The sequence below is a fragment of the Bifidobacterium sp. VU/mBH4 (B4) genome, assembly GCF_058199535.1.
Genome location: NZ_JBVPQJ010000001.1, coordinates 689,707 through 715,270 on the forward strand (window position 1 = coordinate 689,707; position 25,564 = coordinate 715,270).

General features: G+C 61.6%; 31 protein-coding genes. 29 read left to right on the forward strand and 2 right to left on the reverse strand.

Going from position 1 to position 25,564, the window contains the following annotated elements; all coding sequences use genetic code 11:
• Positions 1 to 124 precede the first annotated feature (124 nt).
• Positions 125 to 277, reverse strand: a complete 153-nt coding sequence (locus AC0AII_RS03060) for a hypothetical protein (protein ID WP_490446050.1) — start codon at positions 275 to 277, stop codon at positions 125 to 127.
• A gap of 69 nt (positions 278 to 346) precedes the next feature.
• Between AC0AII_RS03060 and AC0AII_RS03065 the strand changes: the two genes are divergently transcribed.
• From AC0AII_RS03065 to AC0AII_RS03205, 29 genes are all read left to right on the forward strand, one after another.
• Positions 347 to 613: a Thoeris anti-defense Tad2 family protein gene (locus AC0AII_RS03065; RefSeq protein WP_490446051.1), complete on the forward strand. Its 267-nt coding sequence runs from the start codon at positions 347 to 349 to the stop codon at positions 611 to 613.
• Positions 614 to 1,028: 415 nt separating this feature from the next.
• Positions 1,029 to 1,250 (forward strand): hypothetical protein, encoded by a 222-nt coding sequence (locus tag AC0AII_RS03070; protein ID WP_490446052.1) that lies wholly within the window; start codon positions 1,029 to 1,031, stop codon positions 1,248 to 1,250.
• Positions 1,250 to 1,636 (forward strand): HNH endonuclease, encoded by a 387-nt coding sequence (locus AC0AII_RS03075; RefSeq protein ID WP_490446053.1) that lies wholly within the window; start codon positions 1,250 to 1,252, stop codon positions 1,634 to 1,636. The genes AC0AII_RS03070 and AC0AII_RS03075 overlap by 1 nt, the downstream gene beginning before the upstream one ends.
• A gap of 126 nt (positions 1,637 to 1,762) precedes the next feature.
• The gene (locus tag AC0AII_RS03080; RefSeq protein WP_261254547.1) at positions 1,763 to 2,245 is read left to right on the forward strand and encodes a phage terminase small subunit P27 family; all 483 of its coding nucleotides are present in this window, start codon (positions 1,763 to 1,765) and stop codon (positions 2,243 to 2,245) included.
• Positions 2,199 to 3,986 carry a terminase large subunit gene (locus AC0AII_RS03085; protein WP_490446054.1) on the forward strand — a complete coding sequence of 596 codons (1,788 nt, stop codon included), beginning with the start codon at positions 2,199 to 2,201 and terminating at the stop codon, positions 3,984 to 3,986. Before AC0AII_RS03080 ends, AC0AII_RS03085 begins: the two co-directional genes overlap by 47 nt.
• Positions 3,987 to 3,996: 10 nt before the next feature.
• Positions 3,997 to 5,259: a phage portal protein gene (locus AC0AII_RS03090; RefSeq protein ID WP_490446055.1), complete on the forward strand. Its 1,263-nt coding sequence runs from the start codon at positions 3,997 to 3,999 to the stop codon at positions 5,257 to 5,259.
• Entirely contained in the window at positions 5,256 to 6,026 is a 771-nt protein-coding gene (locus AC0AII_RS03095) for an HK97 family phage prohead protease (protein WP_490446056.1), read from the forward strand. The genes AC0AII_RS03090 and AC0AII_RS03095 overlap by 4 nt, the downstream gene beginning before the upstream one ends.
• Positions 6,023 to 7,246 carry a phage major capsid protein gene (locus tag AC0AII_RS03100; protein ID WP_490446057.1) on the forward strand — a complete coding sequence of 408 codons (1,224 nt, stop codon included), beginning with the start codon at positions 6,023 to 6,025 and terminating at the stop codon, positions 7,244 to 7,246. Before AC0AII_RS03095 ends, AC0AII_RS03100 begins: the two co-directional genes overlap by 4 nt.
• Before the next feature lie 17 nt (positions 7,247 to 7,263).
• On the forward strand, positions 7,264 to 7,800 hold the full coding sequence (locus AC0AII_RS03105; RefSeq protein WP_490446058.1) for a hypothetical protein: 537 nt from the start codon (positions 7,264 to 7,266) through the stop codon (positions 7,798 to 7,800).
• Positions 7,797 to 8,141, forward strand: a complete 345-nt coding sequence (locus AC0AII_RS03110) for a hypothetical protein (RefSeq protein ID WP_490446059.1) — start codon at positions 7,797 to 7,799, stop codon at positions 8,139 to 8,141. Before AC0AII_RS03105 ends, AC0AII_RS03110 begins: the two co-directional genes overlap by 4 nt.
• Positions 8,138 to 8,458 carry a hypothetical protein gene (locus tag AC0AII_RS03115; RefSeq protein WP_490446060.1) on the forward strand — a complete coding sequence of 107 codons (321 nt, stop codon included), beginning with the start codon at positions 8,138 to 8,140 and terminating at the stop codon, positions 8,456 to 8,458. The genes AC0AII_RS03110 and AC0AII_RS03115 overlap by 4 nt, the downstream gene beginning before the upstream one ends.
• A 10-nt stretch (positions 8,459 to 8,468) precedes the next feature.
• Positions 8,469 to 8,864 carry a hypothetical protein gene (locus AC0AII_RS03120; RefSeq protein WP_490446061.1) on the forward strand — a complete coding sequence of 132 codons (396 nt, stop codon included), beginning with the start codon at positions 8,469 to 8,471 and terminating at the stop codon, positions 8,862 to 8,864.
• Positions 8,865 to 8,936: 72 nt separating this feature from the next.
• Positions 8,937 to 9,638 carry a hypothetical protein gene (locus AC0AII_RS03125; RefSeq protein ID WP_490446062.1) on the forward strand — a complete coding sequence of 234 codons (702 nt, stop codon included), beginning with the start codon at positions 8,937 to 8,939 and terminating at the stop codon, positions 9,636 to 9,638.
• A 36-nt stretch (positions 9,639 to 9,674) separates the two neighbouring features.
• Positions 9,675 to 10,001, forward strand: coding sequence for a hypothetical protein (locus tag AC0AII_RS03130; protein WP_490446063.1), 327 nt, complete (start codon positions 9,675 to 9,677; stop codon positions 9,999 to 10,001).
• A gap of 125 nt (positions 10,002 to 10,126) precedes the next feature.
• Complete coding sequence (locus AC0AII_RS03135) at positions 10,127 to 10,279, forward strand: hypothetical protein (protein WP_155804746.1); 153 nt, start codon at positions 10,127 to 10,129, stop codon at positions 10,277 to 10,279.
• Between the two features lie 2 nt (positions 10,280 to 10,281).
• Positions 10,282 to 14,295 carry a phage tail tape measure protein gene (locus AC0AII_RS03140; RefSeq protein WP_490446064.1) on the forward strand — a complete coding sequence of 1,338 codons (4,014 nt, stop codon included), beginning with the start codon at positions 10,282 to 10,284 and terminating at the stop codon, positions 14,293 to 14,295.
• The gene (locus AC0AII_RS03145; protein ID WP_490446065.1) at positions 14,292 to 15,173 is read left to right on the forward strand and encodes a hypothetical protein; all 882 of its coding nucleotides are present in this window, start codon (positions 14,292 to 14,294) and stop codon (positions 15,171 to 15,173) included. Before AC0AII_RS03140 ends, AC0AII_RS03145 begins: the two co-directional genes overlap by 4 nt.
• A 10-nt stretch (positions 15,174 to 15,183) precedes the next feature.
• The gene (locus AC0AII_RS03150) at positions 15,184 to 16,134 is read left to right on the forward strand and encodes a hypothetical protein (RefSeq protein ID WP_490446066.1); all 951 of its coding nucleotides are present in this window, start codon (positions 15,184 to 15,186) and stop codon (positions 16,132 to 16,134) included.
• A complete protein-coding gene (locus AC0AII_RS03155) occupies positions 16,131 to 17,339 on the forward strand; it encodes a hypothetical protein (protein ID WP_490446067.1) in 1,209 nt (402 codons plus the stop codon). The genes AC0AII_RS03150 and AC0AII_RS03155 overlap by 4 nt, the downstream gene beginning before the upstream one ends.
• Positions 17,340 to 17,354: 15 nt before the next feature.
• Entirely contained in the window at positions 17,355 to 19,817 is a 2,463-nt protein-coding gene (locus AC0AII_RS03160; protein WP_490446068.1) for a hypothetical protein, read from the forward strand.
• Between the two features lie 14 nt (positions 19,818 to 19,831).
• A complete protein-coding gene (locus tag AC0AII_RS03165) occupies positions 19,832 to 20,146 on the forward strand; it encodes a hypothetical protein (protein WP_490446069.1) in 315 nt (104 codons plus the stop codon).
• Between the two features lie 69 nt (positions 20,147 to 20,215).
• Complete coding sequence (locus tag AC0AII_RS03170) at positions 20,216 to 20,362, forward strand: hypothetical protein (protein ID WP_463318183.1); 147 nt, start codon at positions 20,216 to 20,218, stop codon at positions 20,360 to 20,362.
• 40 nt (positions 20,363 to 20,402) lie between these two features.
• On the forward strand, positions 20,403 to 20,558 hold the full coding sequence (locus AC0AII_RS03175; protein WP_490446070.1) for a hypothetical protein: 156 nt from the start codon (positions 20,403 to 20,405) through the stop codon (positions 20,556 to 20,558).
• Positions 20,551 to 21,474: an endolysin-like domain-containing protein gene (locus tag AC0AII_RS03180; protein WP_490446071.1), complete on the forward strand. Its 924-nt coding sequence runs from the start codon at positions 20,551 to 20,553 to the stop codon at positions 21,472 to 21,474. The genes AC0AII_RS03175 and AC0AII_RS03180 overlap by 8 nt, the downstream gene beginning before the upstream one ends.
• 12 nt (positions 21,475 to 21,486) lie before the next feature.
• Entirely contained in the window at positions 21,487 to 21,726 is a 240-nt protein-coding gene (locus AC0AII_RS03185; protein WP_490446072.1) for a hypothetical protein, read from the forward strand.
• A gap of 81 nt (positions 21,727 to 21,807) precedes the next feature.
• Entirely contained in the window at positions 21,808 to 22,365 is a 558-nt protein-coding gene (locus tag AC0AII_RS03190) for a hypothetical protein (protein WP_490446073.1), read from the forward strand.
• 92 nt (positions 22,366 to 22,457) lie between these two features.
• A complete protein-coding gene (locus AC0AII_RS03195) occupies positions 22,458 to 22,901 on the forward strand; it encodes a helix-turn-helix domain-containing protein (protein WP_490446074.1) in 444 nt (147 codons plus the stop codon).
• 236 nt (positions 22,902 to 23,137) lie between these two features.
• Positions 23,138 to 23,350, forward strand: coding sequence for a hypothetical protein (locus tag AC0AII_RS03200; protein ID WP_416516958.1), 213 nt, complete (start codon positions 23,138 to 23,140; stop codon positions 23,348 to 23,350).
• 221 nt (positions 23,351 to 23,571) lie between these two features.
• On the forward strand, positions 23,572 to 23,844 hold the full coding sequence (locus AC0AII_RS03205; protein ID WP_490446075.1) for a hypothetical protein: 273 nt from the start codon (positions 23,572 to 23,574) through the stop codon (positions 23,842 to 23,844).
• 8 nt (positions 23,845 to 23,852) lie between these two features.
• Here AC0AII_RS03205 and AC0AII_RS03210 read toward each other — a convergent pair whose 3' ends face one another.
• Positions 23,853 to 25,343 (reverse strand): tyrosine-type recombinase/integrase, encoded by a 1,491-nt coding sequence (locus AC0AII_RS03210; protein WP_490446076.1) that lies wholly within the window; start codon positions 25,341 to 25,343, stop codon positions 23,853 to 23,855.
• Positions 25,344 to 25,564 lie beyond the last annotated feature (221 nt).

Below are 25,564 nucleotides of genomic sequence, written 5' to 3' on the forward strand. Positions count from 1 at the left end.
CTTGACAAAGTCGGCTTGTTACGCTATATTTGTTACAGTTGGTTTTACTGTAAGGGTCGGGCAGAGATGTCCGGCCCTTAATCGTTAAAAGGTGCGACGCTTCCACGCCGCACCCGATCATGAATCACGCATTGCAATCCTTGCAGTGCGTGTAGCCTGCCGGCTTGCCATACGCCTTATCGCCGTCCTTGATCTGTTTGCCAGTAGGGCAGTTCGAGTCGTCATGCCAGACATAAGGCGGCTTATCGACGGTCGAATAATAGGCTGCAACCTTCATGATTTTTATCACCTCCCTTCATTCCATCGTTGGACAAAACCATCTTAAAACAATTTCAAAGGAGTCAGCATGGCCGGATTCGATCAAGCACTCAAATACTTAAAGGATCATCGCAACGAGGTCGTCACAGTCCGTCTGCCCCACTGGAAAAAGGACGTGGGCATCATGCTGCGCAAAGCGCAGGATGATTATCCGACCAGGGCAGCAGGCCAGCCCACTCACGACTACCTGACAGCCGCATCCCGACACGGGTTCATCCCCTGGATCCCCACCCAGATCGAGCTCCTGTCCGACGACTGGCAGCTATGCGACGCCACAGGCAAAGTCGTCGACTAATGCACTTGTCCTGCAGTCGGCCCAAACAGTGATGGCCACAGCCATGCGAGCCACTCGGCGACTGCATTGATCCATTCAGGGTGAGTGGTGTTGATGACCAAGACGGCCACAACGATCAAATTTACAGCGATGCCGAACCACATGGCTTTTCTCTGCTGCCTGGCCCGGATCGCAGCACGCTGTTTGCGATACACCACAGGGCACGTCGTCCCAGGACGATGACGATGCACCGGACACTCGGGATCATACTGACACATGACACCAGCATAAGCCGAACTACTTGACCCACCATCAACACTTGCCCGCAGGCTCTCTTCCCCATTTCATATCTCCCTGCGGGCATCATGCTTGCCTGGCCACGCCACAACCATCAACCTCTGGACGTGAGCCAGGCAACCACTTTAGGAGGATCGTCATGGATGCTCATCTCACTCACCACATGGTAGAGCCTCCACAGCCTGGTGAGCGGGCTACAGACCTGCACGCCATCGCCCATCAGCTCACCCGCATAGCCGACACCATGCAAGGCCAAGGCATGCAGGTCACACGCGAGGATGCACTCAAAGCCTGGCCCCTACGCATGTACGAGGACGAGTACCTGCGCGCCCTGCAGGACCTGGGCATCGAGCTGCTCTGATGCCCACCAGACCCAAAGGCAGATGCACCTACCAAGGCTGCACAGCCAAGGCCGTCAAAGACGGCAGATGCGCGCAACACCAAAGGCCGGCATGGAGCAGACCATCAGCCCACACCAGACAGCTCGACCCGATAGCCTGGCGCAAGGCCAGGCAGGCAGCCCTCGACCGTGACCGGCACAGGTGCGTGAGGTGCGGCAGGCCGGCCACCGAGGTGGACCACGTCTGGGAGATCGCCGATGGTGGCAGTCTCTACGACCTCGCCAACCTGCAGAGCCTGTGCCATGACTGCCATGCGACCAAGACCCTCGCCGCCAGGCGCAGACGAGGGCGCAAGGGACAAGGACCCAGCCTCGCGGCGCGCATCTTCGACCAGCTGGATAGCTGACATGACAGGGGTAGGGGGTCGATACCATGGACATTGTCCACGGCTTCCGCGCCGCCGAAACTCGCATTTTCGCGTCTCAGGTTTTCGTTTTCGTTTTTGGCCGGTTTTGGCTTGATTGGAGGGATCATGGGACGCAGAGGCCCATCACCAACTCCGCCGAAGCTCAGGCTGATCAATGGCCGTGGGGATGGCCGTGACTCGGGCGGTCGGAAGGTCAAGGAGGCTCCCGAGTTTGTGCGGGAGCGTCCGAAGATGCCCTCCTACATGCCGAGTGCTGCGAAAAGCACATGGAAACAGGTCGTCGAAGCCTTGGACCGGCTGGGGATCCTCAAGAAGGTGGATGGTCCCAGCCTGGAGGCGTACTGTACGGCGGTCTGGCAGATGCGTGAGGCGGTCAAGGAGCTGCAGGCGAACGGCGGACTGTCGGTTGTCACCGACAGCGGTGTTCCCAAGCCTCACCCGGCTGTCAGCGCGCTTAAGGCTGCTCGTTCCGACATCCATACATTTGCCCGTGACTTCGGATTGAACCCTGCGGCGGAAGGCGATATTTCAGGGATGGGTGATGATGATGGCGACCAGGAGGAAAACCCGTTCGCCATGCCTGCCTAGCCCCTACGAGATGACCGACGACTTCGACATGCCTTCCCAAGAGGAGCTGGAGCGTCTGAAGCTGTCGCCGGAGGTTGCCTGGTACATGCTCTCCCGTGGGATCAGCCTGCCGGAGGAGTGGCAGACCCCGAAGATCAAGACCGCCGAACCGCGCAACGAGAAGGGAGCCTACTTCGACCCTGAGCGGGTCGACCGGGTACTCATGTCCTTCCATGTGCTCCGGCACACCCAAGGTAAATGGGCCGGCCGGCATCTGGACCCGGCATCCTGGCAGATCGCCTGGATCCTCGCCCCCGTGTTCGGATGGGTGCATGAAAATTCCGACGGTCAGATCGTGCGGATCATCCATGACTTGTATGTGGACGTGCCTCGCAAGAACGGCAAGTCGACCCTGTCGGGCGGGATCGCCGTGTACATGCTGGGCGCTGACGGTGAGGAGGGCGCGCAGGTGGTGTGCGCCGCCTCCACCGAGCACCAGGCGGGCTTCGTCTTCCAGCCGGTCAAGCAGCTGGTCGAGAAAACCCCGGCGCTGAAAGGCGTGATGAAGGCGCATCAGAAGCGCATCGTGCATATGGCTTCCGGCAGCTACATGGAGGTCATCAGCTCGGCCGCCGACGCTGCCCACGGCATGAACCTGCATTGTTTCATCTGCGATGAGCTGCACGTGTACAAGACCCCGGACCTGGTGCGCACCCTGGAGACGGGGCGAGGCTCCCGCACCCAGCCGCTGGGCGTGAGGATCACCACCCCGGATGCTGGCAAGTCGGGCACCATCTACGACGAGACCCGCCACTATGTGGAGCAGCTGGCCGCCGGCACCATCGAGGACCAGTCCTGGTACGGGGTCGTCTGGGGCGCTGACGAGGACGACGATCCTTTCGCGGTCGAAACGCAGATGAAAGCCAACCCCGGCTACGGTGTTTCCCCGTCCGCCGACTACCTGCAGGAGGCTGCCAGGAGGGCGAAGAACTCACCCGCCGAACTGGCCAACTATCTGAGGCTCCACCTGGGCATCCGCACCAAGCAGGAAACCCGCTTCCTGACCTTGAAAGCCTGGGATCGGAACGCCGGAGCCCTGGACGAGAAGCAGCTCCAGGGCCGCAAATGCTACGGCGGATGGGACCTGGGCTCCGTGTCCGATCTGACAGCATGGTGCCTGCTCTTCCCCGAAGGGGAGGGGTACAAGTGCCGGATGAAGTTCTGGTGCCCCGAGGCCACCATCGACGACCTGGACCGGAGGACCTCGGGCAACGCCAGCGTGTGGGTGCGCGACGGGTATTTGGTGCCCACTCCCGGGGATGTGACCGACTACTCGTACATCGAGCAGCAGATCCGTGCCGACCTGGAGGCCTACAGCATCCAGACCATAGGCTACGACCCGTGGAACGCGACCCAGGTGGTCAACGACCTGGAGGAGTCCGGCCTGTCCGACGAAAGGCTCACCCCGGTCAGGCAGGGTTTCAAGACCCTCTCACCGGTGCTCAAGGAGCTTCAGAGGCTCCTGCTGACCGGCACCGCCGACCATCCGCTCTTCCAGCATGGCGGCAACCCTGTCCTGCGATGGAACGTGGACAATCTGGCGGTCAAGACCGACGAGAACGGCAACGTGCAGCCCAACAAAAGGGACTCGCGGGACAAGATCGACGGCGTGGCCGCCATCTGCGACGCCCTGTCCGAGGCGATGACCCGCAGGAAGACCCTGAAACCCAACCCCTACGCCTCGCACGGGCTGTACGCATAAGGAGGACGGCATGATCTGGCCCTTCAAACGCCGCAAACACGCTGAAAAATCCGTCCAGGACTTCCAGTCGGGCACGGTGCGCGGCCGATGGTACGTGGTGGACCCGGGCATGCCCCTGTCCGCCAACACGGAGGCCATGAGCGTGTTCGCCACCCAGCCCAGCGTCCGCAAAACCGTCGAATTCATCGCCCGCAACGCCGCCAGGATCCCCATGAAGGTATACCGGCGCGACGGGGACAACGACCGGCCGCTGGTCACCGACGGCCCCCTGTACGACCTGGTCAAATACCCGACCGTCTACCACGGGGCCTACCGGTTCTGGTTCGACCTGATCTGCGACATGCTGGTCTATGACCGTTTCGCTGCCAAGCTCCTGCCTTCAGCCACATCGCGTAGCGGATGGCAGTTGTACCGGATGCCCGCCTACACGTGGCGTTTCACCTGGACCGGCTACGAGGATGTCCATGCCATCCAGCTGACCACCGCCGACAACAAGAGCAACACCGTCGGCCTGGATGGTGTCCTCTGGGATAAGGGCTACGGCAGCGCCAACGGCGTCTCCCCGATGCAGACCCTCAGCCAGACCCTGCGCGAATACGCGGAGTCGGTCAAATGGAGGCAGGCCATTTGGAAGAACGGGGCACGCATTCCCGGCATCTTCGCCATGGACCCTGAAATGGAGAAACTGGACGACGAGTCCCAGCGAAGACTGGAAGCCGACATCGGCGACTACCTGGAAAATGGCGGCAAGGAAGGCCGGTCGCCGGTCCTGCAGGGCATCCACTGGGAGAAGGTCGAGGCCTTCAGCCCCAAGGACGCGCAGGAGGTCGAAGGCAGAACCCTTGCGGACATCGAAGTGGCGTCCGCCTACCATGTGCCCCCCGAAATGGTGGGGGCCAGGGAAGCCAACTACTCGTCGACGCAGGCGTTCCGTGACTCCCTCTACAAGGAGACCCTCGGCCCTATCTTCACGCAGCTTGAGCAGGCTTTCAACGCCCAGATCGTGCCACTGGTGGCCGATAATCCGCGCGAATACGTCGAATTCGACCTCAACGCAGCCCTCCGAGGCAGTTTCACCGAGCAGGCGGAGATCCTCCAGAAGGCGGTCGGAGGCCCCTATATGAGCATCAACGAGGCCAGGAAAGAGCAGAATCTGCCCGCCATGGGCCCTGAATACGACCAGATCATCGATCTGTTGAACACCAAGCGCGGGGGAGGGCCGGAAGCGGACCCGACCGACTCCGGGTCACAGAATTTGGGAGGCAGCCAATGAAGCCGCACACTCTGAAACGCTCCACCGCAGCCACGCTGAAAAGCGTCGGCGATGAGGGAAGCCTGGGCAAAGGCCAGTTCACGGCCTTGGTGAGCGTTTTCGGCAACGTGGACAGCCTGGGCGAAGTGGTCATGCCGGGGGCTTTCACCGACACCCTGGCGCAATGGCAGGCCAAAGGGGACCCGATCCCCGTGGTCTGGTCCCACCAGTGGTCCGACCCCATGTCACATATCGGCGAGGTGCTCGAAGCCAAGGAGACAGACCAGGGCCTGGAGGTCACCGCCCAGCTGGACATGAGCAACCCCACCGCTGTGCAGGTCTTCAAACTCCTCAAGGATCGCCGCGTCACTGAATTCTCCTACGCCGGCGAGGAGTCCGACTTCAAAGTCGTCGACAGCCCGGAAGGGCCGATCATCCAGGTCGGCAAAGTCGACCTGATCGAGCTCGGCCCATGTCTGAAAGGGGCGAACCCCGCCACCGTGCTCATAAGCACCAAAAGCCAGGACGAAGCCGAACAGCCCGACAAGGAAGAAATCGAAGACTCCAACCCGGAAAACAAGGACGATCAGCCCGACCCGACGCAGCCTGACGACGGGCTACGCGACCTGGTAAGGCAGACCGTCCAAGAAGAACTCGCCTCCCAGTCCGCTCAGGCGGACGGGAAGCCGCAGGAGGACGCGGAAAAGACCGCGAAAGCCTGCACTGTGCCCGAACTGACCGCGTGGGCGGCGGAAACCGAACTGAATCTCATGGAAGGAACACTATGAGTCTCGAAGACCAGCTGAAGGATGTCCTCGCCCAGGCCAAGACCCTGGCGGTGAAGGCCCAAGAGGAGAAGCGCGAATTCACCGACGAGGAGAACACACAGATCCTCGACCTGAAGAAGAAGGCCGACGACCTCAGGGAAAGGATCAAGAAGGCCGACGAGGCGCAGGCCGCCTTCAAGGCTCTCGCCGGCCCTACCGAGGAGCGTAAGGCCTCCTCTCCAGTCGAGCCGGAGGAACGTCCCGCAGCGAAGTCCTACGGCGAAGCCTTCGTCCGCAGCAAGTCATATCAGGAGTTCAAGGACAATCTGCCGCTTTCCGGCGGCCATGTGAACATCGTCGCCCGTCAGCTGCATGTCAAGTCCGACTCGGCACCCCTGTCCACGGCTCTGCCCGGAGCCATCGTGCCGCAGATGCTGCCCGGGTACACTGACCTGACCTATCCGCAGCCCAACACCTTCCTCTCCCTGATCAGCATGGGCACCACGTCCACTTCCTATGTGCAGTACCGTCAGCTGACGGCAGTCACCAACAACGCCGCCAAGGTCAAGGAAGGTGATCTGAAGCCGCTGAGCACCCTGTCCACCGAAGTGGCGGAGGCCCATGCCTTCACTTTGGCGGACGGCGTGAAAGTCACCAACCAGGAACTGGCCGACGACGGCATCATCGCCAGCCTGATCAACACGGTGCTCACCCGGAACCTGGCCTCCTACAAGGAGAACATGGTCCTGAACGGTGCCGGCGGATCGGAGCAGCCGACCGGCATCCTGAACACTCCCGGCACGGTGAGCATTCCCTTCGACACGGACATCGTGCACACCGTCTCCCATGCCATCACCCAGCTGCAGCAGCTGGTGCCCGGCATCAGCATCCAGGCGGTCGTCCTGAACCCCGCCGACAACGAGGCCCTGAACCTCATGCAGGACAAGAACGACCGGTACCTGTCCAACGCCCCATTTGCCACTGGTCCCTTCACGCTGTTCGGCGTGCCCAGGATCACCTCCAGCATCGTGCCCAAGGGCAAGGCCCTGGTGGGCGACTTCCATTCGGTCCAGCTGTTGAACAAGACCCCGCTGGGTATCACCGCGTTCAACCAGAACGAGGACGACGCGCGCCACAACCTCACCTACGTGAGGGCCGAGGAGGAGGACATGCTCATGATCCGCGAGCCCAAGCGGATCGCCGTGGCCTCCATCGCCGGCAGCGCGCCAGCCAGCAAGTGACCCGTGAGGAGGCAGGCATGAGCGGACAGCAGGACCAGCCGAAGCCGCTGGCATCCCCGGATGATCTGGCGCAGCGCCTCAACTGCAAGCCTGACGACCCGAAACTGGCCCTGTGCCTGCGGCTTGCCTCCGACCGTTTCACCGGCCAAAGCCGCAACCCCATCATCCAGAGCACGGACACGGTGATCCTGGACGGGACGGGCGGCAGGACCGTGCGTCTGCCCGTCCGGCCGGTCATCGAAGTGTCTGGAGTCCTTTTCAACGGCCAGCCTGCCGACCCCGAGTGGTCGGCGGACGGGATGCTTCGTTTCGCTCATCCGGTGGACGGGTGGCGGAGCATCCAGGTCACCTACACGCACGGTTATGACCCGGTCCCCGGCGATGTGGAGGACGCGGTGCTGGAGCAGGCTGCGGCCATCTACCAGGTCATGCCCGGGCTCGCCTCCTGGACAACCGGCGAGGAGTCCCGCACCTACAGCGTCGCCCAATCCGTGGGCACCAGCGCCGCATGGAGCGCCGCCATAGCCAAATACCGGATCGGAGGCATCCTATGACCGGCCTGCACGGGGACACGATCATCATCAAGCATCGCACTATGGGCGCGCCCGACGTGGACGGCCAGCCGCAGGAGAGCACCACCACCCGGACGGTGATGGGGTGCAGCGTGCAGCCTGTCACCAATGCGGGCGACGTGCTCTTCGAGCAGGATGTTCTCCTGGGCCGGTGGCGGGTCATCGGCCCGCAGGGCATCGTCCTCTCCGACCTGGTCGACGGGGACGACACCATCACATGGAATGGGCACGATTACCGGCTGGCCAGTGCCGTGCAGGAGTACACGCCGGCCGACGGGCTTGGCTCGCACAGCGAGCTGTATATGATGGAGGACCACCGATGAGCAGCGGAGCATCAGTCGATGAACAATGGCTGGAGAAAAACATCCTGGAAAGCCCTGCAGTGCGCCAGGGCCTGAACGACATCGCCGCCAGGCTCCTGCCCATCTGCCAGAGACTCGCCTACCAGGAGGGCTGCGAAGAGTTCGCCGACTCGCTGCGCATCGAGACGGGCACCAGGCCGGGCACCAAGTCACCCACCGGCATCAAACGACCCTACGCGCGGGTGATCGCCGGCAGCGAGCACGCCTCAGAGCAGGAGCACGGCTCCTTGCGCTACCCACGGCATAATTTCTTCCGCCGTGCAGCATCGCAGCTTTGAGGAGGCGACCATGGACCCTGTCAGATGGCCGCAGCATCTGCGGCTGGTCAACCAATGGATCGCCGACAAGACCAAATACCATCCGTACACGGTCCTGCCCGACGCCAAGCAGCTTAAAGCGGCCTTGCCGCTGGTCAAGACGAGCCTGAGCCCGTCCGGATCGATGGGCCCGGTGGAACGCACCGTGAGCGTGGACATCGACCTGCTCGCCAAGTCGTGGGCCGACATGAACCCGCTGATCCAGACCATGGATTCATGCATGGCCTCCCTGGCCGGCAACGGCAACCAGTACGGGTACGTGGACGACATCTCAGGCAGCGCCTTTGCGGACGTGCCGTTCGGCGACCCGGCCATCCTGCGATGCACCGCCACTTTCAGTCTCGTCATGAGACCCATAAGCGACTAACTCCAACTAAACAACCCATTTTCAGGCCACTCCAGACGGGGTGGCCTTTTGCATATGCAAAAGGAGCATCATATGACCGACCCCACAACCCAGACCATGCCCGCAGGAGTGACAACCCGCGACGACACGGCATCCGCCCCTACGGCAACGCCGACCATCGCCGACGTGCAGCAATACATGCAGAACGATCCGGGCAGCGTCCGCAAGCACGCCACCATGATCATCGCCATCGCCGACTATTCGACCCCTGCGCCGGAAAAATTCTTCGGCGATGATGGTCTGCCCTGCAAGCTGCCTGACGGGTACAAGCAGCTTGGCTATGTCACCACCAAAGGAATGGTCGAAAAGCGCAGCGTCAAGACTGATGACACGACCATGCTGCAGGACTTGGAGCCTGTCCGATCAGACCTGAGCTCCTCCACCCGCCAGCTGGATGTCACCTTCGGCGAAGCCAACGCGTACACGGAAGCTTTGAGGGCTGGACTGCCGGTCGCTTCCTGGCCTGAAAGCAAGGACTCCAAGACCTGGGCTTACACGGAGCGCGGAGTCAGCCAGATGCCCCTCTACCGCATCTACCTGATCGCCCAGGACGGGGTGGGAGCAGATGCCGTCTACCGGGTGGAGTTCGGCTACAAGACGACCATCAGCGGCTTCGGCGACCGCACCCTGGACCGAACCGACACCGAGGATCTCGGTTTCACTTTCGACGTTCTGACCGACGAGAAGACCGGCAAGCAGTACACCAAGATCTCCAGCGTCAAAACCGCCGCCTGACCGCAATCCCACTCAAAACACATCTAAGGAGCATAAATGTCCACTCAGTATTCCCTTCACGCCATTCGTCAGAAGTACAAGGAAACCCACCCCGGAGTCACCGACACCATCGACTTCACCGTCCATGACGGCAAGGATGCACCCGTCTACCACATCGAGCACCCGCTACTCCAGTCCAACAAGACCAAGCGTGCCGTCACCGCCGCCACCACCGACATTGACATGGCCAAGGCCGTGCTCGGCGACCAGTGGGACGACTTCATCGCCGACGGCGGTCAGGTTTCCGACGTAATGCTGCTGATGAACGAGATCGGCGAGCAGATGGAGGCCACCACACCTGACGGGGTCCCTACACGGCGCTAGACCTCCTCGACGCTGACGGCCACCCGGAAGAGCTGGAAGCCGCACTGTGCGAGCAGTACAGCCCACGTGACCCGATCGCGGAGTACTGGCGCGGAGAAATCACCCTGAGAGCCCTCGCCGTTCTCGTGCGCGGGCTCAAACCCATCAATCCGCTCTCCCTGGCCATCGCCCGGGATGAAAAGGAGCGGGACAAGCATCATCGGCCCGAAGACGATCTCGACGGGCAGACGAAAACCGAACTGGACGCCCTGGCGTCCCGCATCATCCCAGGAGGCTGAGCATGGCCGGCGTGAACTCGGTGTGGATGGACGTCCTCCCCAATCTAGCGAATTTCGCCAAACTCCTGCTGACCGGGACGACGGACGCCGCCAAGCAGGCTGGTGCAGCCTCCGGGAAAGTCTGGTCGCAGTCCATGGCGGCCGCATCCAAGACCGATGTGCTCAAAGCCCAGGTCGATACCCTCAAGGATGCCGAATCCAAGGCCAAGCGAGCCGTGGACGACGCCACCCGTGACATCGCCAAAGCTCGCGACAGGGCAGCCGTTGCCGCCAAGAACGAGGAGGCTGCAGAAAAGCGCCTCTCGGAGCAGCTGAAAAAGTACGGCGAGGGCTCCTCCCAGGCTTTGAAGGCCGAAGCGCAGCTTACAGCCGCCCGCGGCAAGTCCAGGCAGGCCAATGAGGCGGTCAGCTCTTCGGAAAAGGCCCTCGAAGCGTCCAAGAAGGCCAGCAAAACATCAACCGAGCAGCTGACCAAAGCCAACAAGGACCTCGCCAAGGCGACAGACGAGCAGCCCTCCAAGTGGGCCAGCTTCGGAAAATCGCTAGACGGTGTAGGCGGCAAGTCCAACAGGCTGAAGACCATCTGGGACAAGTCCCGCAAAAGCCTCAGCCTGCTGGGCCTGGGCTTGGGGGCCGTCGGCATCGCCCAGTGGATGAAGACCAGCGCCGACGCCGCCGAAGGCTTCCAAAAGCAGATGAACCTGCTTGTCACCGCCGGCGGCGAGTCCACCAAGAACCTGCATGGCGTGGAGGAAGGCATCAAGGACATCGCCGTGCAGACCGGCATCAGCACCAGCCAGCTGGCCGAGGGCATGTACACGATGGAAAAAGCCCAGATGCGCGGTGCCGATGGGCTCAGGGTCCTTAAGGCCGCAGCCCAGGGAGCCACCGACGAGCAGGTCGACCTGGGGGTCATGACCAACGCCCTGACCTCCATCATGCGCTCCTACAACATCCCCACCAGCAAAGCCTCCAGCGTCACCAACCAGCTGGTGAGGGCCTCCGGCGAGGCGAAGACCTCCATGCAGGAGTTCGCCGGCTCCCTGTCCACAGTGCTCCCGGTCGCATCCGCAGCTGGAATCAGCTTCGCGGAGGTCGGCGGCGCTGAAGCGACCCTGACCTCGCACGGGACCAGCGCCCAGGAGTCCACGCAGGAGCTTGCCAACACCATTCGCTCCCTCCAGGCCCCCAACCAGGTGGCCGTCAACGAGATGCAGCAGTTCGGCATCAGCAGCGTGGACGTGGCGCAGAATCTGGGCAAGCGTGGCCTGACCGGAACGATCAGCTACCTGTCCGAAACCATCCTCAAGCACATGGGGCCCTCCGGCACCATCCTGCTCAACGCTTTCAACCAATCCAAGTTCGCCGCCGAAGACGCGTCCACCATGTTCGGCAAGCTGACAGGCAAGGCCAAGGAGCTCGCCAAGGGCGTCATGGACGGGTCCGTGACCCTCAACGACTACCGGCAGGGACTCAAAGCACTCCCTGACCAGCAGGCCGCATTGGTCCGCCAATGGGACCAGATGTACAACAAGAGCAAAGGCTTCAACGACCAGCTCAAAAAGGGTAGTCCCCAGGCGCAGACCTACACGGAAGCGCTCAAGAAGATCATGGGCGGGGCCACCGGTATGAACACGGCCCTGATGCTCTCTGGCGGCAGCACCCAGACCTTCGCAAAGAACGTCAAGGGCATCAGCGACGTGGCCAAGCAGAACGGCAGGGACATTTCGACTTGGGCGGAGACCCAGAACACCGCCAGGGTGCAGACCGACCGCTTCAACCAGGTTCTGGACACGAGCCGCATAACTCTCGCCTCGAAATTCCTGCCTGCTCTGACGGGAATGCTGCGGTGGGTAGTAAACGGTGCAGTCGCCATCAAAGACTTCACCGACTCACACAGGACGCTCGTCAAAGTGCTGCTAGCTGTCGGCGGAGGCTTCACAGCCGTGGTGCTGGGGGCGAGCTTGGCAGCAAAGGCAGTAAAACTCACCAAGATAGCCTTCGACTTCCTCCTGCAAGGCTTTACGAAGAGCAACCCAATCGGCTGGGTTATCACCGGGATCATGCTGGTGGTTTCCGCATTCAAGACCGCCTACGACAACATCAAACCCTTCCACGACTTCGTGAACGGGCAGGTAGGCGAGATCAAGCAGATGGGCCAAAAACTGGGACAATTCTTCTCCGGCCCGTTCGTGAACTTCTTCAAAAACGGATGGTCCAAGGTCACTGCAGTCGCCAAAAGCGCATGGAATGTGCTCAAGACGGTCGGGCAAGGGATCGTCCAGGTGTTCAAGTTCCTGATCACTTTTGTGGTCACGTCTTTCGTCACTCCGTGGGTGATCGCCTTCAATCTGCTCAAAAAGCCGGTCGAAGACCTGTGGCACAAGGTCGTCCAGCCCGCCTTCAACGGCATCCGGCAGGCCATGGGCAACGCTTGGAACTGGATCAACGCGCATGTGATCACCCCATTCAAAAATGGGATCAACGCGCTGGGCAACGCATGGAACGGCCTGTATGAGCAGCATATCCGCCCCGTCTGGGACTGGATTGTGGCCAAGTTCCGCGACTCGTGGAACTGGATCAAATCCCATGTCATGGATGCCTGGAACCGTGAGGTTCGAGGATGGGCGAATATCTTCCATTGGCTGTACGACAGTGCGATCCGCCCAGTCTGGGACTGGATCAGCTCCAAGTCGCAGAGCACCTGGAACTGGATCGACCGCACCGTGTTCGGGCCCTTCCGGGACGGCATCCATGCCATCGGCCAGGCTTTCGAAACGACTAAGGACTGGATCGGCAGGTCCTGGGACCAGATCAGGGATGCTGCTGCCAAGCCCGTCCGCTGGGTGGTCGACAACGTGTACACCAACGGCATCAAAAACGTCTGGAACAAGGTGGCTGGCGCTGTCGGCCTGAATCTGAAGCTGCCGGACGTGCATTTTGCGGAGGGCGGCATCAATCCCGGATATGCGCCTGGGCAGGATACGATCCTGGCGATGACCTCGCCTGGCGAAGCCTGGATGGTGCCCGAATGGGTGCGAGCCGTCGGCCCGGACAACGTCTACCGGTGGAATCGGCTGGCCCGCCAGTCCGGCCCCGCTGCAGTGCGTGCCGAAATGGGCTTCGCCACTGGCGGCATCGTGCCTCGTTTCGACTTGGGTGGCATCGTCCAGAGCGCTGAAACCTGGCTGTCCAACACTGCCAAGAGCATCGGCGATTTCTTGAGCGACCCTGGCGGGACGATCTCCCGACTGATTATGGACCCGGTCAAGAGACTGCTGGCAGGCATCGGTGCTGGCGACTGGGGGAGGCTGATCGCCCAGCTGCCGGTCAAGGTCATGCAGGGGCTGGTCGACAAGGCCAAGAGCCTGATCTCCAGCATGTCCAGCGCCGGGTCCGGAGGGTCTGGCGTGCAACGCTGGCGGGGACTGGTGGTCCAGGCCCTGCACATGCTGGGCCAGCCGGACAGCTGGACCGACACGGTGCTCCGCAGGATGAACCAGGAGTCAGGCGGCAACCCAGCCGCCATCAACGACTGGGACAGCAATGCAAAAGCCGGCATCCCCTCCCAGGGGCTCATGCAGGTGATCCCGCCGACCTTCGCCGCCTACGCGGGGCCTTTCGCCGGCAGGCCGATCACCGACCCGCTGGCCAACATCTACGCCGGCCTCAACTACGCGCTGCACCGGTACGGGAGCCTGTCGGCCCTGAACCGGCCTGGCGGGTATGCGGAGGGCGGCATCGTCCCCAGCCTGTACGACAAGGGCGGCTACTTGGCACCCGGGGTCACCATCGTCAGCAACCAGACGAGCGACCCTGAGCTGGTGCTCACCGGCGACCAGCAGCGCGCCCTCTTCGCCAAGAATGGTGGCCGTCAGGAGTCTCGGGCCGAGAAGCTGCCGCCCATGCAGGTGATCATCAACAACTACGGGGTCAAGGACCCCTACGTGCAGGGCACCATCGACGGCAGGACAGCCGCCCATGCGCTCATGCAGTCGGCGATGGGAGAGTCATGAGCTACATGCCCGCCTACGCGGAGATCCACTACGGGGACAGGACGGTCCTGCTGGCCGGCAGCAAACAGCAGGACTGTCCTGACGGGCTCGGCATCACCACGGAGGGCGTGGAAGGCTGGCGGAGCACCCCTGAGGCCAAGGTCACGCTCACCGAGCGTGTATCAGGCAACGGGGCGCACGACATAGCATCCTCGGAGATCCTCTACTCGGCCAGGACCGTCACCATCCATTGGGTGGCGCTGGCCGAGCAGCATGATGCGGTGATCGCCTCCCTCAACCTGCTCCTTTCCGCAGCCGGGCAGCTGGTCCGCCTGCGCGTGGTGGACGGGGCTGACGATACGTATGCGACCGGCTATGTGACTGTCTCCGGTGATGCCTCATGGCATGAGGGCCGCATGGTCGGCACCATGACCGTCGTCTGCCCCCGACCCGAGCGTCTCTCCTGGCAGTCCACCGACGTGCAGGTGTACCCGGCGTCCTCCACATCCGGAGGCCTCTTTTACGGGGACAAGGGCTTGGGTCTTGTATATCCCCTTTCGTATGGCGCGACTGCGGGCTCGCCGCAGAGCGTGGCCCTGCTGTGCAATCGCGGTACCGCCACGGCGTATCCGGTGATCACGGTGACGGGACCGATGCCTGACGGGGTTCTCGTGGTGGGCTCGGATGGCAGGGCTTTGCAGTGGTCGGGGAGTGTGGTGATGGTGCCGTTGATATTGGATTGCCGGACGCAGACCGCATCCATGGGCGGCGTGGATGTGAGCCGACTGCTGACCAGGCGCGGCTTTCCGCTGGTACCTGCCGGCGGGTCTCTCTCGGTGCAGCTGATGTCTCCCGGCTCGGGCTGGGCGACCGTGAGTGTGCGTGACACGTATCTTTAGGAGGATTGTGATGTCTACAGCTTTGGGTGTGGCCCCGGACTCGTCGGGTCAGGGGTGTGATGCGCTGACGCACCGGAGGGTGATCGCCGGCCAGTGGGCGAGCACGGGGATCGTGAGCGGTCTGGATGTGTCGGGCCGGCAGGATCTGCGCTACGCGGTGAGTCCGGGAGTGGCGGTGTGCTCCATGGGCCGGGCGGACGGGATGAGCATCGCTTACTGGGACGGCGGCGGGTCCCCATACACGGAGAACGCGGTGACGGCGGGCGACTCGGCCTACCCGCGCATCGATGCCATCTATCTGATCTCCTATACGGGCCAGCCGGACAACCGGGTGCATGTCAAGGTGGCCCAGGGTACGCCGTCCGCGTCCCCGTTGGCTCCGCAGGTGGAGGCTGGCGGTCTGGTGCTGGCTTACAGGATGATGCCAGCCGGTGCCATGAGCACGGCGTCGGCCATGGCTTGGGGGTATGTGGACTATGCGATCTCCTACGAGGCGAGCCTGGGCCGGCTGGCGGAGTACGAGGACCGGCGCAGGGACGTGTGGGGGGATCCGCGGGTCCGCTGGTGGTCGGTGGAGTACCCGGTGGACTTTTACCTGCCTACGGATCGGGTGGTGGAGATGGTCTACGACGCGGATGTGGCCTACGCGATCAGGGGTGACCAGGGGCAGATGCTGCCCGTGGGCGACGATGACTGGGCTTCCTGGGCGGTCACGTTCATTCTGGACGGGGCGGACGTCCTGGGGTCGACGCGTGAGACGCTGCTCATGCACGGCGTGTGGACGCATGCGCACGACAGCAAGATACTCACCATGAAAAAGGGCTCACACCGTGTGGCGGTCAGGCAGGGCCTGGCCAGCAAGCAGGGCAACGGCCAGCCTTACATGCATTACGGAGAGAACGACGGGCTGACCTACCCGGGGCGCACGGTCCAGGTGTGGGACCGGGGGCCGTCCCGGTGAGCTGGCGGCACTGGATCATCGACGTGCGTGACGGCCATCTGGTCGCCCCCATCGACATCCCATCCTTTTCCTGGGATCTGAGCATCGCCGATTTCGGCTTCCAAACCACCGAAAAGGGAACCGGCAAGGCCGACGAGAGCAGCCTGACCATCCCCTGGTCCGCTCTGGACGCCCGCACGCCATCCGGGCGTGACAGCCTCCTGGACTCTCGCAGGCGGGGTATTCTCACCTGCTGGGTGCGAGACCTTAAAGACCCCGAGGACATGGGCACGCCCATCATGTGGGGCAAGATCGGCAGCCGGGAGGACACGCTCCTGGACACCACTTTCAGCCTGGAAAGCCCCATGGCCATCCTCCAGTCCCGATACGCGGTCAGGGACGGGGCCTTCCACGACGGGACCAGCACCGACACGATCAGCTTCGACGCTCTCAGCTTCCGAGGCATCTGCAGCGAGCTCGGCAGGATCGCCACCGATGCCAAGCAGGGCGGAGCCTTGCCGATCGACTGGACCTACCTGGGTGAGGTAGGCACCCACCAACGCACTAACTATCAGGCCTGGAACGTGCAGAACCTGGCCGTCTCCCAGCTGATCACCAACATAGCCAACAGCAAGGGCGGGCCCGACGTGGCTTTCCGGCCTTACTGGGCCGACCCCAGCCATGCCAGAGTACGGTTCTTGGCCGGCAGCGACGCGGACGTGTACCTGGATATGGACCATCCGCCGATCCTCCTGTCCTCCTATGCGGGGGCAGGCAGCCTGGAGGGGCTGACCGTCGACTACCAGGACGGCTATCAGCGCTGGTACGCAACGGGTGCAGGGCAGGATGAGAGCACCATCACCGCCTACTGGGAGCAGATGGACGAGATCACCCACATGCAGGACCCGCCCATCCTCCGGGAGGCGGTGTACGGGGATACGGACATCGATAATCTGGCCCTGCTTAAGGAGCACTTGGCGGGGGTGGCTACAGCCGGCAGGCTCATGCAGATCACCGGAAGCATTGATTTCAACGATGCGGATGCCCGCGGTATGCCCATCCACCCGTGCGGGTCGTTCTGGCCGGGTGAGCGGGTCGACTTGGACGTGGCTGGTTTCCCCACGCTGCCTGATGGCCGTTACGAGCTGAGGCTCATGGAGATGAGTGGCGACCAGACCAGCAAAGCGAGCGTCAAATTTGACGTGCTCGATGCGCCGTTCCAATAAATCTAAGGAGCAGCAATGGCTTTTCATCCTGACATCACACCCAGGAGCAGGGAGGATACAGCAGCAGGTCTCGCGCAGCTGGCACTGTCAAAAGCCAAAAAGCAGCAGACGCGTAAGTCTGCTACCATCACTCTGCACAATGAGGACGGTAAATCCAAGCTGATCGCCGGAAAGGGTGCTGGTCCTGCAGGCATCGCCCCCTGGGTGGGGGACACGACCGCGCCCGGCATGCCCACGGGTGTGGGCGTGGACTCGGCCGCCGGAATGATCCTCGTCTCCTGGGACGGCACCCTCAAGGGTGGCATCCCCGCGGATTTTGACCATGTCAGCGTCCTGGTGGATGGCGTGGAGGCCAGCCAGCTGCGGGTCCGTGGCACGGTGACCCTGGGCCCGTATGAGGCGGACAGCGTCCACCAGGTGACCGCCAGGGCGTGGGATGATGCGCATGCGGAGGACGGCAGCCCGGCCCCCAACGGGTCCGACGCCACAGAGGCTGTGAGTGTGACGGTCAAGAGCGTCGTCGGAGCCGACGAGATCAAAGACGCGCAGGACAAGGCGCAAGAGGCCATCAACCAGATCGCCGGGGTGAGCAAGGACGTACAGCAGGCCTCCAAGGATGCGCAGACGGCCGCCTCAGCTGCCACATCAGCCTCCGGGAAAGCAGACACGGCCTCTAGCAAAGCCGATGCCGCTACAGCCGCTGCTTCTGCCGCTTCGGCCAAAGCCGATGATGCGGCCGCTTCCGCCTCGACGGCTTCCAATAAGGCCGATGCCGCCGCATCCGTGGCCTCGGCTGCTTCCGGCAAGGCTGACCGGGCATTGTCCAACGGGGCCGAGCTGGTGCGCAACCCGGGCATGGACCCGGCGCTTGGCGACCTGGATGGGTTCGGCATCGGCATGGACACGGGTGACGCCCCTGCCGCGCCTCCGCAGCCGTATGGGCACTACGCGGAGATAAAGCAGCGTGACTATTTCAGCACCTGGCGCTTCCCCCTGGCGAAGAGCCGGGTCTACCGTTTCGGTGCCTGGGTGTTGGCCGACAAAGCCGACCGCAAGGACCTGCGGATCGGCTGGCGATACACCAACCGCGGCACGCACTGGGACGAGTGCTTCACCGTCCACGCCAAGGACGCCCTGCAATGGGCGTGGGTCAGCGGCTATGCGAAGACCCCTGACACGTGGGATGACCTGCCAAACAGCCTGGTCATGTGGCTGAACGTCAACGCCTATGGAGCTGACGCGCAGGGCTGGTGGCTTACCGGCCTGACCGTCAAGGACGTGACCGAGGCGCAAGGCGCACAGACCACGGCGGACGGGAAGAACCGTACTTACACCAGCAAGGACGAGCCTGCGCACGCTGGCCTGACCCAGGGGGATGTGTGGTATCGGCAGGACGGCACGGGCAACGTCATCGGCGTGATGGTCTGGGACGGGACGAGGTTCAATCGCCAGGTCGTAATGGCCGACCAGCTGCTGGTGCCCGGCAGCCTGGGGCCGATCAGCATGGCCGACGGGTCGGTGACCGCTGTCAAGATCAAGGCCGACGAGGCCATGCTCAAAAAACTCCTGGTGCGCAAGATACTGGCCGACGAGATCGATGTGGGCAGCCTGGCCGCGGCCATCATCCAGTCCGAAAAGTTCGTCACCAAGGACGGGCTGAACGGCCTCGATGAGACCGGATTTTGGACCAAGGACAAGGACGGGAACGTACTTTTCAAAACGTCTGGGGGCCTGGTGCAGGCCGTGGGCGGCTTCCAGACCGCGCGCAGCGGGGATCGCATCCAGCTGAGCCAGACCCTGATCCAAGGATCCAATACGGGCGGCCTGCAGGGCATCGGGGATGACCCGACGCACCCCTACTGGCTGATCTGGGGGGACCACAACGGGGCCTCCAGCAGGCTGCTGATGGGCACGAGCCCCCAGCAGCCGCAGCTCTCGGCCACGATCGGCCCGCAGGGCAGCACCGCGGGCGTGGCGGCCAACCGGGTGGACATCGCCGGGTCAGAGTCCACCAGCATCTCGGGGGACATCACGGTCAACTCCATGCCCCGGTACCGGGTGGGCCGGCGCGTCTACCAGTGGGTGTCGAACTGGTCGGGCGTGCCCGTGGACGGCTGGGTCAAGGAGGTGGACAACGACATGTTCGTGGTGCCCGGGCCGGGCGAGGGCCGATGGTACATGTGCGATATGGGTGCCCGCGTGGCGGGCAACGGGGAATACGGCATCCGCCTGGAAATATCCACCCCCGGTGGGCGGACAGCCGTCAGGCACGCCTTGCTCTCCCCGCCAAAGAACGGCGGCATCGACAACTTCACGAGCAGCAGGATGTTGTTCATGAAGGCCGGCACATACGTCGTGCGCATCCAGACGATTAAGTTCGGCGACGTGAGCATCGACTCGAATGGCGACTGGGCTTTCGCCGACCCCTACACGGACCCCCATGTCTTCAGCCGCTATGTGTTCTTGACGGAATGCTGAGAGGGGACCTGTGGATGCCTGACCTGCTGATGACCATCCTGGAGTCCATCGTGCCCATGCTCCTGACCGGGGTGGGTGGAGTCTGCGGGTGGCTGCTGAAAAGCCACCGCAAGGAGGAGGCGCGCGACCAGGCCATGGAGACGGGCCTGCGCACCCTTCTGCGGGCCGAGCTCCTGGAGATCCACGCCAAATACGTGCCCCTGGGCTATATCCCGGTGGCGGTCATGGACGAGGCCGACCGCGTCTACCGCGCCTACCACAGCCTGGGAGGCAACGGCACGGGGACCAAGATCTACGAGGAGATCAAGGCTCTGCCCACCGTCGACTGACCCCTTTCACCTGTCCCGCCGCCCATCCGGGCGGCTTTTTTCATGCCGATTAGATGAGGAGGGAAAACAATGCGCAGATTCTTGGCCGGACTGCTGGAGGTGCTGGGCCTGGTCGCCTATGGGGCGATCACCGTAGCTGTCGTGTGGATGGTCGTGTCCTGGTGCGTCGGCCGGCTGCTGGCCTTCTGCCTGGCCATGCTCCTCTTCGCCGCATGACCACCTGTACCAATCAACGCCGCCTCCGGGCGGCTTCTTCATGCCCGATAAGGGCGGAAAGGAGGCCGTCATGGACGACCGCCAAGCGCATACACATCAAGAGCAGGGGGACACGATGCCGCCCGCCGGCATACCGGCAGTCACTGCGGAAGACGCCGAGCAGGCCCTGAAGGAAGGAGCACGGAAGAATGGCTGACCTGAACGTGCTTATCGCCCGGATGCGCTACTGGTGCGATGTCGCCAGCCTGGGCTATTCACAGTCCGACCGGTGGGACATCCGGGACGGAGGGAATGCGGACTGCTCCAGCCTGGTCATCTGGTGCCTGCGGGAGGCGGGCTTCGACACAGGCTCCGCCACCTACACGGGCAATCTGAGCGCCAACCTGACCGCCAGAGGATGGGCCCGCCTGCCCAACGACGGCAACCCCATGCCGGGCGACATCCTGCTCAACGACGCTGACCATGTGGCCGTCTACATCGGGGGAGGGCGGCTCGCCCAGGCCAGCATGAGCGAGTATGGCACAGCCTGGGGCTCCGGCGGCGACCAGACCGGCGGGGAGACCAACACGAACCCCTACTACGACTACCCGTGGGACTGCTACCTGCGTTTTACGGGCCAGCAGACTCCTGTGGCATCCGCTGCGCCGGCAAGGCTGGCCACGCATGTGCATTACCGGCTGCGCCAGCAGGGCGGCGGATGGCTGGACGAGGTCACCGACTTTGGGCCCGGCGACGAGGGTTTCGCGGGCATGCCCTGCTCCAGCCATGATCTGCTGACCGTCCGCGTGGACGAGGGCAGCCTGCGCTACCGTACCCACCTGCTGGGTGGCGGATGGCAGGACTGGGTGGACCACTCCGACATCAACGACACGGTCAACGGGTGCGCGGGAGTGCCCGGCCAGGCCATCGACGGGGTGCAGCTGTACTACACGACCCCGGCCGGCAGGCCGCTCTCCCAGGCCTGGTACCGCAGCCAGACCGCCATCCGGCAAGGCTGGCTGCCTGTCGTATGCGACGACGGCACCAGCGTCGGCGGCGACACGTTCGCCGGCATGTACGGCGAGCCCCTGGACCGGCTGCAGATCGCCATCACCGACCAGAACCCCTACTAGTAAGGAGATAACATGACAGACAATCCCATGCCCGAGCATGCGGCAGCAAGACCCCAGGACGGGTATACGCCCGTCTTCAGCGACCAGGTGCGCACCATCGTCTACGTGGCCGGCCTGATCGCCTCCATCGTCGGCCTGGGCTTCATGTGCTTCGGCCACCCTGAGATCGGCGGCTTCATCTCGACAGCCGCAGGAGCCATCGCCGGAGGCTTCGGCGTTGCCTACAACCCTCTGCGCCTGGCAGGCAAGTAACGACCTTAAAACACAATCGCCCTCGCTCCGGGAGACCGGAGCGAGGGCGTTTTTTGCGTTCAATGTTACATATGGAGTAATATGTATAACATGCATTCCTCTGGAGCACAAACACATAGGGGCGAAGAAGACCAGTTGTCAGAGTCAATATGTTCAAAACGGGGAAGCACTAATACCATATTTTGGTTCCCTTATGGTGAGTGCCAAACACTTGAAGACGCTTTTCAGGAGCAGTTCAGTAATAAATTCTATAATGATGATCAATTCGTACAGGCTCAGGTGGAGTTTGAGCACACACTCGATTTGGCTCGTAAAGGGATGCTCGAAGGGATACGACAAATTCAGCTCATTAACCCTGCGACAACCGAGCCGGAAATAATATATGAGATTAAAACGCATTATCCTAATTCCCAACGATCGAGTAAGAGAACCGGCTATATAGGCGCTCGGCTATTCCACGGTCAGGATGAATCAAAACCGAACGGGGTAATTTGTGTCTACTTGTATGCAAAAGTTGATCAGGGGAAAGAAGATGCACACATTAACCAAGACGAGGCAGCTAAGTCAGCGGCCTTCAGGTTTGACGAATGCCGGAGATCCCGCTGGGAAAAACTTGTGGAAGTACCACCTTCAGTGTAGAAGTGATTATTTCCGCTTACGGAGGCTTTGATTTGCCAGTACGGTCTTTGTAGGGTACTTTATATAAACTGCACTTTATATAGGAGGGAACTTTGAAGGAGCAAGCGGGTGTGAAGAGCCGCGAAGAGCGTCTGCACAGGGCTCGTAAGCAGATTCGTCTTGACGGACAGCTCGTGGAACAGCTGAAAACAATAAGAGAGCAGCAGGGAGTGTCCCAGGAGGATCTCGCCTTCAGGATGGGGATCACACAGCCTGCTGTATCTTCAATTGAATCTGGGAACACGGATCCGAAGCTTGGTACACTGCGCCGATACGCGAATGCTTTGGGGTGTGTAATTTCACATCATGTAGAGCCTGATGATGGTAGTCCAAGTAGTTGTGTTGAAGAAAAGGTGGTCAATCGGTACGAGAATCAGGTAACAGAGAATTTGATTTTATCTCTTAACGCGTGGCTCCGTGCCATTAACGGGTCGGAGCGACGTGAAGGCAGTGGCTTTAAGGTGACTTATAAGACGCTGAAACTGGAGATGCGGTGAGAATAGAGACATTATTGGAAAGATCTGAGTTTAATAGCCTCAGTCTGGATTTGGTGCAAGGCGTAAGGGTGCCCTCTGGAGCAAACCCGCCGGATGGGTACAAAAATCTATCCAAGAATGAAGGCACTTGGGACGCAATGTGCGTGTGTGGACAGGATAGGTTTGCTTTCACCGCATCACTGCAGCTTAATGGCGAAGGCGCTTGCTACACAATCGCATACTCAGCCTATTACCGGATGAAAGATCTCAATGAATCCGACGTGGACGATGCCGTGTTGACCGAGTTCTTCAACAAGGTCGCTTTCTTCCTCGTCTACCCGTATTTCAGAGCCACCCTGACGCAGATGGCCGGGAACATGGAAGTGCCTATACCGGTCCTCCCTGTGGTGCAACAGGGTGATGCGGCTTTTTCGGATATCGAGGTAAAAAGACCAGAGACCAAAAAATAAGCTTCATAAGCCTTCTCTACATAATTTTGTCCGATAACCTGTAATCTGGTCTTGTCATGTAGTCCGGCTCCCCCAATAATGCGGACGGCATAACTTTTTCATTCGAGGTATTGGCTGAGGGTAATGGCTGCTTTGCCTTCCATGGCGTGGTGGTGCATGTCGCAATAACTGAGCATCTGCTTTCCGCATGATTCTGCCAATCCCAGCTTATTATCCCAGGTATGGCCTATATCCCTGATGATGTCTCCCAGATCCCCGACAACCACCCCTCCTACATCCCAGCTTCGGATGATGATCGGGAGCGGCTGACCATTCTCCTGCACAAGCGCATCGACCAGGTCATCGACCAGGAGCAGCAAGCCGGACTCAGCCGGCAGGACCGCGAGCGCCTCGCCACCATCCACCAGCAGATCAGAGTCGACCTCGCCACCATCCGATACGGGGCCACCGAAAGGACCGTGAGGGAGATCGAGCGCAGATACCGGCATATATAAGGAGTGGTCTACTTGCCGGCCCAGCCGATCTGCTCCAGTCCCAGGCTCTCATCCAGCGTCTCCATCGCCCGCAGGCGCTCGCTGTCGTCGGCGTGACGATAGTGCTCGACCATTGCGTCGGAGGAGTGGCCGACGATCTCCTTGATAAGCTGCGCGTCCACACCCATGGACGCCAGCAGGGTTACCACGCTGTGCCTGGTCTCATGACCAGAGTGAGACTCCGGGTGGGGTATGTGCGCCAGCTCCATCAGGCTGCGGAAGTCCGCAGTATCCTGCTTGGGGTCGATAACGGAGCCATCGGCGTTATGGAATAACAGATTATATGGATTCGGCTGTTTGCTCGTGGCTTTAAGATGCTGCTTCAGCACCTGGGCCAGCACGGGCACTATGGGGACTCTGCGCCCTGTCAGGCTCTTGGGATGGGTGAGGCACCAGCGGCCCGTAAGGTGGAGCATGTCGAATCCGTCCGGGATCCTCCATTTCCAGTCAGGGCAGTTGGCTCCTCTTTTCTTTTGGCACGGCCAGCCATCTGGGCCCTTGCTTCCGCACCCGTGGTCTTTCTGGAGTTCCTCCAGCTTCCAGTTGACCTCATAGCTGCCGACCAGCGCCTTTGTTTCCACGGGGACCTGCTCCGTGACTTTGATGGTGCCTTTCTGCGGGTTGTCATCCGCATCCATGTATTCGCATTCCTTCTCGACTTCACGGTCCTCGTATGATACGGTCCCGGCCTTGTACAGGCGGAGGTCCGGCTCGCGGGCACCAAGGATCTCCCCTTGGCGCATGCCGGTCAGCAAGCGGAACCACATGCGCGCTCCCACTGCCTTATCGGGCATCGCGGCAGCAGCTCGCAGCATCGATTCCATCTCAGGCACGCTAAATGCGGTTCTCTCCCGACCAACCTCCTTATACTGGGCATCCTTGCTCTGGGGGATGGGCAGCTTCTCAGCAGGGTTTGACGGGATTATCCTGTCCCTCTTTGCATCTTCAAAGAGGGAGTGAAGAGTCGATCTCAGCTGCTTCTTCAGGCTTAGCCCGGCACTTCCCAAAACGCGTCCCTTTCGGTCATGGGCCTTGGCCGTGGCCAGTATGTGCGTGATAGTGGACGGTGTGAACTGCGCCAGAGGCTTGTCCTGATAGTCTGCGAGATGATTCTTCAAGACGTTGGTATACATCCTGTAAGTCTTGGGATCCACCATCTCCTTTTTCTTTGCCAGAAAGACGGGGGAGTAGGAGCCCAATGTGGCTTTCTTGTCCACTTCAACCCCGTCGTTCTCCTTGAGCTCCTTGCGCCAGGCACGTACTTTTGCTGTGACAGCGCCGGCAGTGTCTGCAGTGAAGGTCTTCTTGCGCGGGTTCCCGTTAGGCAGGTATCCGACGTATATCTGCTGCTGCCATCTCTGCCTGCTTTTGATGACCGGATTGCCGTCCTTGTCGCGGCTCTTCCAGGTGGACGTGAACTTGTATGGCCTTGCCTCGCCGTTCGCTCGCCGCCGTGCCATCCGCCCTCCTATTTTGTTGGATATTTTTAGGACATAGAACTGACTATCAGTAGTGTATCAGTAACACCACAGTTGTGCTAGAACTGTTGATATTCCGCCATTCTTGAGGAACTGTTCCTAAATCAGTTCTTATTATACAGCTGGCTACGGATCAGCAGGTTGCAGGTTCGAATCCTGTCTGGCGCACCACACGAAAGCCCTACAGCCGCAAAGGCTGCGGG